Genomic DNA, 10,747 nt, shown 5'->3' with positions numbered 1-10,747 from the left:
GCCTGCAGGCCATCGGCGAGACCGATGAGAACGGCGAGGTGAAGGTGTTCTTCGAACTCAACGGCCAGCCGCGGGTGATCCGGGTGCCGAACCGTCTGGTGAAATCCACCACCGCTGCCCGTCCCAAGGCCGAAGCGGGCAACCCCGACCACATCGGCGCGCCGATGCCCGGCGTCGTCGCCTCGGTCGCGGTACAGGTTGGCCAGCAGGTGCATGAGGGCGACATGCTGCTGACCATCGAAGCGATGAAGATGGAAACCGGCCTGCACGCCGAACGCGACGCGGTGGTCAAGGCCGTGCACGTCCAGCCCGGCGGCCAGATCGATGCAAAGGACCTCCTCATCGAACTGGAATAAGACACAAGGCCCAGACCACAAAAAAACCACAAGCCGCAGCCCCAAAAGGCTGCGGCTTTTTTCGTGCCGCACGCAGGCCGGATCCACTGCCCCGCGAATACGCGACAACGGGGAAAATTCGGCAAGCCTCCTCATTTCGCTGCTGTCAATCTTGATCCTTTGCGGGACCAGCCCAAAATAGCTGCCAGTTTTTATCCAGTTTTCGAGGTTTCCAATGTCTTCAGCGAAATTGACAGCTCCTGTCGGTCAGTCCCCACGCTCCAGTTCCGGGGATGAGGTCAAGAACAAACCAGACGACGTGCTGTTGGTGCGCAGGATGCTGGAGGCCAATAAGATCGGGCCGCTTGGCGCCTCCAAGAAGATGGATACCGGCCTGCTGAAGGCCATCGGCACCTTTCAGAAGAAAAGCGGCTTCAAGAATCCCGACAAGGTCGTCGATCCCGGCGGGCGCACCTTCAAGGCGCTGCTGCCAGCCTACAAGAAGATGAAGGCCGAAGAGGAAAAGGCCGCCAAACAACCCATGATGGAGGTCACCTTCCGCGGCAAGAAGATCCGCTGCACGCCCAAGGAATACGAGAAGGTCAAGCTGGACGTCCTCAAACGGCTGACGCCCTATATGAAATCGGTCCTGCGCAACCATGAAACCGCGCTGGAGACCTATCAGCACTATCTGGACGTGGCTCAGCTGAAAGATGGCGTGCTGAACGCCGTCGCGCAGGTCATCATCATCGAGGCCGGATCGGTCAAGATGCCCGATAACAAGCTCTGTGGCCGCTCCATCCGTGCCAGTGGCAAGCTGGAGCGGGCGATCATGACGAAGGACCTCAAGCTGATCGATGAGGCCCTGCCCGAGGCAGAAAAGGCGATTGGCGCCTTCAACGCGGATCTTTTGCGGTTTCTGAAGGAATTCACCGGCTCTGCCCGGACTACGGCCACCGTTCTGTCCGTCTCCTCGGCCGCCTGTTTTGCCGTCGTAGGGGCGCTGGCCGCCCCGGTTCTGGTGACCGGAGCGGGCATGACGGCTGGCGGCGCGGCTGTCACCTCTGGTGCCGGTGTCGGCCTTTTGCAAAGCGCCAGTCAGGAGCTTGGCAAACATGCCAGCGGTCAGAAGGTGACCGTCTGGGGTTCGATCCAGGCCATGGTGATCGATGGCACCGTCGGCGGGTTGACCGGCGGGATCGGCAGCAAGGTACCGCTCGGCTTTTGCGATGACGCGGCAAAATGGGTCGCACCCAAGCTGGCGTCCAAGGTCGCCTTCCTGTCCACCAAACAGCTTGAGAAATTCATCGCCAATTACATCGCCGGCTCCGGACAAGAGGTGATCAAAACCGTTCTGGGTGAAGCCGTGAAGGAAGTCGGCCGGATCATGAAGACCGGCAAGCCCCCGACCGAAAAGGAATTCCAGGCCATCGTAACCTCACTTCTTTATTCGGCACTTCTTGGCGGGATGGTGAAGAACCTCGGCAGCTTCCAGAAAAAATGGGCCTATAAGAACAAGGATCTTCTGCAGGGCACGATCCTGCCGGAGCGGCTGGCGAAACTGGCCAAGACCAACAACATCCCAAATACGCTCAAGGCCAAGCTCTGGGCTGAGGTGTTGAACAAGGTCAGCGATGAAAGCCTGAAGGTCGGCTATGGCGTGATTCTGTCCCGCGCCACCGGCAAGGAAAGCGAGGCACAGATGACCGATATGGCTGCCAAGGCCGCCGCCAAGGACAAGGCGCTGATGAAACTGGTCGACAACGAACTGGCCAAGGCGCTGAAAAAGCACAAGATCCCGGTCAAATAATCACCTCAACGGATACGCCCCTGGAGCAGTGGGGACCACTCCCCCTGCCCTCGGCATCCCGCCCGCGCTTCCGCGGCGCGCATTCCCTCGCGTGAACCCGCTCTGAATCGGCTTCAAAAGCCCCGCAGGATTGTTCAGTATTAAGTTCCAAAAACGAACCCACTTATCACACTGCAATTCCTATGGGGAGGATAGGCCGATGCTTCCGATTACATCACTTTATGCCGGCGGGGCGGCGCTCTTGTTTGTCTACCTGTCGCTTGGCGTCAGTCGCCAGCGGCTGAAACACAAGATTTCCGTCGGAGATGGCGGCAATCGCGCATTACTGATGGCCATCCGCGCGCAGGGAAATTTCGTGGAATATACTGCGCTTGGCCTGGTTCTTCTGGCGCTGAGCGAAGCACAGGGCGCACCTGCACTGGCCACGCATGCGCTGGGGGTGATGTTGCTGGGCGGACGGCTGATGCACGCGGTCGGTTTTACCGCGCGCCCGCAGATCCTGATCCTGCGTCAGGCCGGGATCGTGCTGAACCTTCTGATGCTGCTCGTCGCAGGGCTGGGTTTGATCGCGCACGCGCTTTTCTAAGGTGAAGAGTGGCTGAGCCTAAACGTCGTGCCCCTGCACCGGGGCCGTGACCTCGGGGGCGCTGATCGTTTTAACATAGACCGGCGCGGGCCGGATCGCGCCCGGGTCAACCTCAGATGCGGTTTCCGGGCTCTGTCCCCCCGCGGGCGACAGCGCCTTGGCCAGCGCTATGGTCGCGATCAGCGCGCCAATACGGGCATAGTCGGCAGGTTTCATCTTAGACAGCTCCCCTCTGTTTCTTTTCATCTGTATGAAACGCAGCAGCCCGCAGGTTCCGTCGCAGAAAATGAGAGTTTTTTCCGGGGCGGCACGATTTTCCACTTGCAGCCCCGCGGCGGAATGAATATTTCACCCCTCACCGAATGGCAGCGCGGGCGTAGCTCAGGGGTAGAGCATAACCTTGCCAAGGTTAGGGTCGGGCGTTCGAATCGCCTCGCCCGCTCCATTTGGACCACTAAAAGGCCGCCGCTCTGGCGGCCTTTCGTGTTTTCGGATCCTGGTGTTTTTGGGCCTTGCCAGTTCCTGTCGCCGCAGGGGAAGACGCCGCGAGAGACTTGCGCGGAATCGCCTTTGCGGCTACCACTTCTGCGCAAGGAACAGAGCAAGAACGACAAACGGGGCTGACAGGCAGGATGCTGACATCGGTTGAATTATGCGCAGGTGCAGGCGGCCAGGCCCTTGGGCTGGAGCGCGCGGGCTTTGATCACACCGCGCTCGTCGAGATCGACAAACACTGCTGCGCCACCCTGCGCCACAACCGCCCCACATGGAACGTGCTGGAAGAGGACGTGCGCCGGTTCAAGGAAGAAGCCAGTGATTACAAGGGCATCGACCTGCTGGCCGGCGGCCTGCCCTGCCCGCCGTTTTCCGTCGCCGGCAAACAGCTGGGCGAACAGGACGAGCGCAACCTCTTTGACGATGCCATCGATATCGTCGATGCCACCCGCCCCCGCGCGGTGATGATCGAAAACGTGCGCGGGTTTCTGGACGCGGTGTTCCACGACTACCGCGAGAAACTGAAAGGCCAGCTGTCGAAACTGGGCTATGAAACCGACTGGCGGCTGCTGAACGCCTCGGACTTTGGTGTGCCGCAGCTGCGCCCGCGGGTTGCCATCGTGGCCCTGCGCAAGGAATTCGCCGGGCAGTTCAACTGGCCCGATCCGCTGCCGCACAACCCACCCACGGTGGGCGCCACCCTGCTGGACCTGATGCAGGAACGTGGTTGGCGCGGCGCCGAAGACTGGGCCGCCAAGGCAGATGAAATCGCCCCAACCATCGTTGGTGGCTCCAAGAAACACGGCGGACCGGATCTGGGCCCCACCCGCGCACGCCGCGCCTGGGCCGCGCTTGGCGTCGAGGGGCGCACCATCGCCAACGAGGCGCCCGATCCCTTTCACAACGACATGCCGCGCCTGACCGTCCGCATGGTGGCGCGCATCCAGGGCTTTCCCGACGCCTGGCATTTCACCGGCGCCAAGACCAACGCCTACCGTCAGGTCGGCAATGCCTTCCCGCCGCCGGTGGCCGAAGCGGTGGCCCGCCAGTTGCGCGCCGCGATTGCCAAGCCGAATCTTCATGCCGTGCGGGCCTAAAGCCGCCTTGCCCAATCTGAGCCAAGAGCTGGGCCCGGCGGCCGGGCGGAGCCCAGGATGAAACAGACCCTTCCCGACAGCCTGATTCTGCCCGGACACCCGGATTATGATCTCCTGACCGAGATCGCAGGCGAGATCACCGCCCGCGCAGGTGGCGCGATGGAACTGGCGAGCCGGTTTCCAGCCATGCTGCGCACCTGCATCGACGATGTGATCATGACGCCGAAAACCGGGCGCCGCGCCTATGAGGAACTGGAAAAGACCGAAAAGACCTATATCGGCACCCGCGTCGAGATCGAGCTTCGCGCTCTCTTGCGGCTGCCCCGGGGCCGCCTGGATACCGAGGTTCTGGGCCGCGACATGGATATCAAGAACACCATGGGCAGCAATTGGATGATCCCGACCGAAGCGCTGGATCAAGTCTGCCTGCTGGTGGCCGCGGACGAGGCTCGCGCGCGCTGTTACCTTGGCCTGATCCTGGCGCGGCCCGACTACCTTACTGCCGGGCAGAACAAGGACGCCAAACGCTCGGTCTCGGCCATGGGGTTCGGCCATATCCTGTGGCTGCTGAGGGATCATCCCTACCCAGCGAATTTCTGGCGCAGCCTGCCCGAGGAGACCGTCACCCGGATCTTCTCCGGCGCCACCGGCAACGAACGCATGGCGCGGCTGTTCCGGCTTGTTCAGGGCCGCCCGGTCGACCGCGACGTGGTCGAGGCGGTGGCCCAGCAAAAGGACTTCATGCGCCGGATACGCTCGGACAAAGGACGCGGCACCCGCGACATTCTGGAGCGCGAGGGGATCCTGCTGTTGTCGGGACAATACGATGGCCAGCTGATCCGCGCGCTGGATCTGCCCGCCTGCCCCGCCAGCGCCTTTGTCTCTTGCCAGCCTGAAACAGAGCAGCATCGGCGCATGGCGCTGCAGGCCGGGTTCGATCTGCCCAGGGCGTGAATGCCAACCTCCCCCAGCCATCGGGCGGCTCTGCTTTTTCTGTACCGGCGGGCATAATTTTCCTCTTGCACAGTCTCCGTGAAGCTCCTAAATACCCGCTCATCGAATGGTAGCGCGGGCGTAGCTCAGGGGTAGAGCATAACCTTGCCAAGGTTAGGGTCGGGCGTTCGAATCGCCTCGCCCGCTCCATTCGGATCAAAACAGCCGCCCTCCGGGGTGGCTTTTTGTTTTCCGCTTTCCCGCATTTGACCAGTCATAGAAATCCCCGCAGAGGCGGCATTTTTCCCTTGCAGCCCCCCGCATGATTTCCTAAACACCGCTCACCGAATGGCAGCGCGGGCGTAGCTCAGGGGTAGAGCATAACCTTGCCAAGGTTAGGGTCGGGCGTTCGAATCGCCTCGCCCGCTCCATTTGGACACAAGAGGCCGCCCTTCGGGGCGGTTTTTGTGTTTTTGGCCCTTTCCTCCCTCCCCCTATCTCATAGGCCAATCCCCCCGCTGCCACCTTTTGATCAAATTCCTTTTGACGCCACCTACAAAACGCGCCAATGCTTGCCGCATCCCTGCCCCGTGCAGTCCGCCGTTCCAGCCCGCCCCGCGCGTTTTTCTTCAAAGGAGTTCAGTCATGGCACCTGTCATCTATCCCACCACCAACCTGACCGCGACCGAGCAGATGTGCATTGACCACGCCCAGGGGATCTATGTCTACGACACCGACGGCAAGGAATATATCGAAGGTCTGGCAGGTCTGTGGTGCACCTCGCTGGGCTATGGCAACACCGAGCTGATCGAGGCGATCACCGAGCAGCTGACCAAACTGTCCTTTTCCCACACCTTCGGCGGCAAGACCCACGCGCCGATCCAGGAACTGGCGGAAAAACTGAAGACTATGGTGCCAATCGAGGATGCCTATTTCTTCTTCGGCAACTCCGGCTCGGATGCCAATGACACCCATTACAAGATGCTGCGTTACTACTTCAATGCCATCGGAAAACCGGAAAAACGCAAGATCATCACCCGCGAGCGTGGCTATCATGGTGTGACCGTCGCCGCCGGATCGCTGACCTCCCTGCCCGCAAACCTGGCGCATTTCGACGCGCCCGTTGAGGCTCTGCACATCCTGCGCTCGGACGCACCGCATTACTACACGGGCCGCAAGGGGAACGAGACCGAAGCACAATTTGTCGACCGTATCATCGACAATCTGGAGCAGCAGATCCTTGCCGAGGATCCCGACACCATCGCCGCCATGATCATGGAGCCGATCACCGGCGCCTCTGGCGTGATTGTCCCGCCCGAAGGCTATTACGAAAAACTGCAGGCGGTTCTGCGCAAATATGGCATCCTGGTCTGGGCGGATGAAGTCATCACCGGCTTTGGCCGCACCGGCGCCGATTTCGGCTGCACCACCATGGGCATCAAACCCGACCTGATGACCTTCGCCAAACAGCTCTCCTCGGCCTATTTCCCGATCTCCGCCTCCGTGATCCCCGGCTGGATGTACAAGGAAATGGTTGCGCCCTCGAATGAGGTCGGCGTCTTTGGCCACGGCTACACCTATTCCGGTCACCCTGCCGCCTGCGCCGCCGCCCTCAAAACGCTGGAAATCTATGAGCGTGACAACCTGTTCGGCCACGCGGCCGAGGTTGGCGATTACATGCAGGCGCAACTTCGCGAAATCTTCACTGATCACCCGCTGGTGGGCGAGGTCCGCGGCAAGGGGCTGATCGCGGCGCTGGAACTGGTGTCGAACAAGACCACGGGCGCAACCGTACCCGGCGGCAAGGGCGGCGCCCTCGCGGTCAAGGCCTGCCAGGACGAAGGGCTGATCCTGCGCGCCGTCGCGGGTAACGCGCTCGCCTTCTGCCCGCCGCTAGTCATCACCAAGGCGGAAGTGGACGAAATGCTGAAACGCGCCAAATCCGCCGTGGACAGCACCTATGAAGCGCTGAAGGCCGAAGGGCTGATCGACGGCTAAACCCACCCTCGCGCGCCCCGGACTGCCCAAAGACCGGGGCGCGATCTCGGCCCTGCCGATCTGCGTCTCTTCTGCTGTATTTTCCCCTTACTCCCGCCAGCGCTTTGACCTGTAACTGAAACCGGTTTGGTATCAGTAATTGCAGGAGACATGCATATGGTTGAGTTGATCTATGAAGGCACGGAACGCTACGTGATGACCCAGAGCGGCATCGGCTGGTTCAGTTTTCATTTCAACCTGAAGGCCGAAGTCACGGACGCATCATCCACCGGGTTTACCCTGATGCGAAATACCGATCTTGGCATTCCCGGCTTTGATCCGATCCCCGACACCTCTCCCGATGTCTACAACGGGACTGGCCTGCAATTCCAAAGCATCACCCGCGACGGCCACAGTATCCTGACGCCGTATTCCGGATTGATCGAGGGCGTCACCGAAACCGGCACCAATTTCACCACAACGGTCACCAATCTCAACATTGATGCAGAAGATTTCTTCCGCGTGTCTGAAACAGACCGCAATCGGGACAATGTGAAATTGTTCAAACAGGTCTTTTCCGGCGATGACTTCTTCGATCTGGGGTCCCGCGGAGACAAGGTCAAAGGCTACAATGGCAATGATGAAATGCTGGGCCGGGGCGGCGGTGACAAGCTTTGGGGCGGGCGTGGCAATGATACCCTCAAGGGCGGCGGCGGCCGTGACCTTTTGCAGGGCGATCAGGGCGATGACATGCTGGTGGGGGGCCGCGGCGCCGACACCTTCAAGTTCAAGGGGCGCAACATCGGCGATGATACGATCGAGGACTGGCGCGATGGGACTGACCTCATCGCCATCAAACACCGCAGCGTTGATGATTTTTCTGATCTGACGCTGACCCAGAATGGCAACGATGCCGTGATTTCCTATCGCGCGGGCAGCATTACCCTGGCGGATACCAATATTTCCGATCTGGACGGGTCGGATTTCCTGTTCTGATTTAGGTCTTCTTCAGGTGCATCGGCGCAGGAACGAAAAACGCCTGATCTCCGGCAGGGGATCAGGCGTTTTGCATCAGCAATGCGGACGGCTCAGAAAACCTTGTAGGTCATCGTGGTTAGCGAGCGTTCGATATTCGGGATCACCAGCAGGTGGTCGTTGATGTATTTCCCGACATCCGCGTCCTTGGGGATGTAAAGCTTCATCAGCAGGTCGTATTCGCCGCTGGTGGAGTAGAGCTCGGAATGAATTTCGCGCAGGGCGATATCTTCGGCCACCTTGTAGGTGGTGCCGGGTTTGCAGCGGATCTGGATGAAAACGCAGGTCGACATGGGCGCCCCTTCATTGGGTTTTCTTGAGTAACGATTTGGCCGCTAAGCTGGCACGCCGCGCAGGCAGGCGCAATCCCACAGATGCAGCTGCAACAGGGCCCGAGTTTCGTCCTGCGCGCTCTTGAGTGAGACAGCCCCTGCACCCTATAAGCGCAGCACCAGCCCATGGGCGCCATATGGCCCAAGGGGCAGTTTGACGAAGGATGGCCCGCAGATGCGCAGCGCTCAGATCACCCGCTCCACCGCCGAGACCGAGATTTCGGTGGAGATCAACCTCGATGGTACCGGGGCATATGACAACCAGACCGGTGTCGGCTTTTTCGATCACATGCTGGACCAGCTGGCGCGGCACTCGTTGATCGACATGACCATTCGTGCCAAGGGTGATTACCACATCGACGATCACCACACGGTCGAGGATACGGGCATTGCGCTGGGTCAGGCGCTGGTCGCCGCGCTTAGCGACAAGAAAGGCATCCGCCGCTATGGCGAATGCCACCTGCCGATGGACGATGCCCAGGTGCGCTGCGCGCTGGACCTGTCGGCGCGCCCCTTCCTGATCTGGAACGTGACCCTGCCGACGCCCAAGATCGGCACATTCGATACGGAACTGGTGCGTGAGTTTTTCCAGGCGCTCAGCACCCATGGCGGCATCACCCTGCATATCGACCAGATCCACGGGTTCAACAGCCATCACATCGCCGAAGCGGCGTTCAAGGCCGTGGCCCGCGCCCTGCGCGATGCGGTCGAAACCGACCCGCGCAAGGCAGACGCCATCCCGTCGACCAAGGGCGCGCTCTGACGTCTTTTCAGACCGCAATCAGACCGTGGCGCCCAGCGGCGCGCCACGGCCCCGGCGCAGGATCCATTCCGCGAGCAGAAGATTGGGCACCCAGGCCAGCCAGCAGATGATCGGATAGCTGGCCTCAAACCCCACGGTCGCCACCCCGACGGGCAGGTAAATCCGCAGCGTCACAGCCGCCAACGTCAGTGCGGCAGAGCGGATCATCCAGGCCCGGTGCTGCGCAATACGGCGGTTCATCGCATGCCAGATCGCCGTGCCCGTCACCCACAGCCAGAGCAGCGACAACACCCCCAGGCCCGCCGCGGCCACCGGCCCCTCCTCGGTTGTATAGGCCAGCCAGATACCGCTGATCCCGGCCAGCAGGATCGCGACGCCGTATAGACGCCCCAGCCAGCGGTGCATCCCACGGCGCCGTTGCCGGATCCTCGTGGAAAACTGCACCGGCAGCAGTGCCAGCGAGATCGGCGCAAGGCCGATGTGCAGGTAGAGCATCACCGGTCGCTCTAGCGCGTGATGCAGCATCGCGGGCATCACCAGCGCGATATCGGCAATCAGGAACCGGTAAGATCCCACCGCAATCAGCACCGCAGACACCCACATCGTCATGACAACCCATCTGGGATAGCCCATCGCCCGGGTTTCACTCGACATCTCATCCCTCCTTGCGCCCTTGGACGACTCAAACTTTACACTGTCAAGTTAACATCTGGCAGGCAAACTTGACGCCGTCAAGATGAAGGGCGATACCTGCCGCATGACAAAAGAAGACGTGAAAAGCCGCCACCACCACGGCGACCTGAAGGCCGCTCTGATCAAGGCAGGCATCGATCTCCTGGAGGAAGGCGGCCTCAGCGCGCTGTCTTTGCGCAAATGCGCTGCACGCGCCGGGGTGTCGCACGCGGCGCCCGCGCATCATTTCGACGGGCTGGCGGGGTTGAAACAAGCCATCGCCGAGGAAGGCTTCCGTCTGTTCTCATCCTACCTGCAAAGCGCCTGCGACAGCGGCGCGCAGGATCCCCGCGGGCGGGTCCACTCGCTGTGCCGGGGCTATCTGCAATTCGGGCTGGATCATCCCGGCATCCTCGCGGTGATCTTTGGCGATCAGGGACTTGCGGGTCTGGTCCATGGCGGCGGCAAGGAAGAGGCCGACGCCTATCTGACCTTACGCGCGGTGGCCGCGCCCTTTGTGGCGCCCGGTCAGGACCGGTTGGTGGTGGAAACCCAGATCTGGTCGCTGATCCACGGGTTTACCCTGCTCTACCTCGCCGGGGAGTTCGGCAACCCGCCCCCCCCCATCGACGACGGCCCTTTGACGCAGGTGATCGCCCTTCTGGACCGACTGTAGCCTGTAGCGCCCTCTTGACCCCGGGACGGTTTCCGG

General features: G+C 61.3%; 12 protein-coding genes and 3 tRNA genes. 12 read left to right on the top strand and 3 right to left on the bottom strand.

Translation table 11 applies throughout. From position 1 onward, the window contains the following. The 3 genes from SM766_RS15440 to SM766_RS15430 form a co-directional block, all read left to right on the top strand. The coding region (locus tag SM766_RS15440) for a biotin/lipoyl-containing protein (RefSeq protein ID WP_368948352.1) at positions 1-356 on the top strand (356 nt) is incomplete at its 5' end. A gap of 214 nt (positions 357-570) precedes the next feature. Beyond that, complete coding sequence (locus tag SM766_RS15435; RefSeq protein ID WP_368948351.1) at positions 571-2,145, top strand: hypothetical protein; 1,575 nt, start codon at positions 571-573, stop codon at positions 2,143-2,145. Between the two features lie 199 nt (positions 2,146-2,344). Then, positions 2,345-2,731, top strand: a complete 387-nt coding sequence (locus SM766_RS15430) for an MAPEG family protein (protein WP_274834958.1) — start codon at positions 2,345-2,347, stop codon at positions 2,729-2,731. A gap of 18 nt (positions 2,732-2,749) precedes the next feature. Here SM766_RS15430 and SM766_RS15425 read toward each other — a convergent pair whose 3' ends face one another. Continuing rightward, the gene (locus SM766_RS15425; protein WP_274834960.1) at positions 2,750-2,947 is read right to left on the bottom strand and encodes a hypothetical protein; all 198 of its coding nucleotides are present in this window, start codon (positions 2,945-2,947) and stop codon (positions 2,750-2,752) included. A 154-nt stretch (positions 2,948-3,101) separates the two neighbouring features. On the opposite strand from SM766_RS15425, the gene SM766_RS15420 reads away from it, so the two are divergent. The 7 genes from SM766_RS15420 to SM766_RS15390 all read left to right on the top strand — a co-directional run bounded on the left by SM766_RS15420 (position 3,102) and on the right by SM766_RS15390 (position 8,229). Next, positions 3,102-3,176 (top strand) — tRNA-Gly (locus SM766_RS15420). A 187-nt stretch (positions 3,177-3,363) separates the two neighbouring features. After that, positions 3,364-4,323 carry a DNA cytosine methyltransferase gene (locus tag SM766_RS15415; RefSeq protein WP_065273031.1) on the top strand — a complete coding sequence of 320 codons (960 nt, stop codon included), beginning with the start codon at positions 3,364-3,366 and terminating at the stop codon, positions 4,321-4,323. Between the two features lie 57 nt (positions 4,324-4,380). Further along, positions 4,381-5,277: a NaeI family type II restriction endonuclease gene (locus SM766_RS15410; protein ID WP_065273030.1), complete on the top strand. Its 897-nt coding sequence runs from the start codon at positions 4,381-4,383 to the stop codon at positions 5,275-5,277. Positions 5,278-5,391: 114 nt separating this feature from the next. Next, positions 5,392-5,466, top strand: a tRNA-Gly gene (locus SM766_RS15405). 146 nt (positions 5,467-5,612) lie between these two features. Further along, positions 5,613-5,687 (top strand) — tRNA-Gly (locus SM766_RS15400). A 214-nt stretch (positions 5,688-5,901) separates the two neighbouring features. Then, the gene (locus SM766_RS15395; RefSeq protein ID WP_368948350.1) at positions 5,902-7,254 is read left to right on the top strand and encodes an aminotransferase; all 1,353 of its coding nucleotides are present in this window, start codon (positions 5,902-5,904) and stop codon (positions 7,252-7,254) included. 156 nt (positions 7,255-7,410) lie between these two features. Beyond that, a complete protein-coding gene (locus SM766_RS15390) occupies positions 7,411-8,229 on the top strand; it encodes a calcium-binding protein (RefSeq protein ID WP_274834966.1) in 819 nt (272 codons plus the stop codon). Between the two features lie 92 nt (positions 8,230-8,321). Here SM766_RS15390 and SM766_RS15385 read toward each other — a convergent pair whose 3' ends face one another. Then, entirely contained in the window at positions 8,322-8,561 is a 240-nt protein-coding gene (locus SM766_RS15385; RefSeq protein WP_065273027.1) for an Lrp/AsnC family transcriptional regulator, read from the bottom strand. 214 nt (positions 8,562-8,775) lie between these two features. On the opposite strand from SM766_RS15385, the gene hisB reads away from it, so the two are divergent. Beyond that, entirely contained in the window at positions 8,776-9,363 is a 588-nt protein-coding gene (gene hisB, locus SM766_RS15380; RefSeq protein ID WP_368948349.1) for an imidazoleglycerol-phosphate dehydratase HisB, read from the top strand. A gap of 18 nt (positions 9,364-9,381) precedes the next feature. On the opposite strand, the gene SM766_RS15375 is transcribed toward hisB, so the two are convergent. Continuing rightward, positions 9,382-10,017, bottom strand: coding sequence for a DUF2306 domain-containing protein (locus tag SM766_RS15375; protein WP_368948348.1), 636 nt, complete (start codon positions 10,015-10,017; stop codon positions 9,382-9,384). A gap of 103 nt (positions 10,018-10,120) precedes the next feature. Here SM766_RS15375 and SM766_RS15370 point away from each other — a divergent pair, with 103 nt between their 5' ends. Then, positions 10,121-10,711: a TetR/AcrR family transcriptional regulator gene (locus tag SM766_RS15370; protein ID WP_347509602.1), complete on the top strand. Its 591-nt coding sequence runs from the start codon at positions 10,121-10,123 to the stop codon at positions 10,709-10,711. The last annotated feature ends 36 nt before the right edge of the window (positions 10,712-10,747 follow it).

This window comes from Pseudophaeobacter sp. A-200-2 (genome assembly GCF_041008815.1).
Taxonomy (GTDB): Bacteria; Pseudomonadota; Alphaproteobacteria; order Rhodobacterales; family Rhodobacteraceae; genus Phycobacter; species Phycobacter gallaeciensis_A.
The sequence above is the reverse complement of the archived record's forward strand: the minus strand, read 5'-3'. Positions and strand labels throughout refer to the sequence as shown.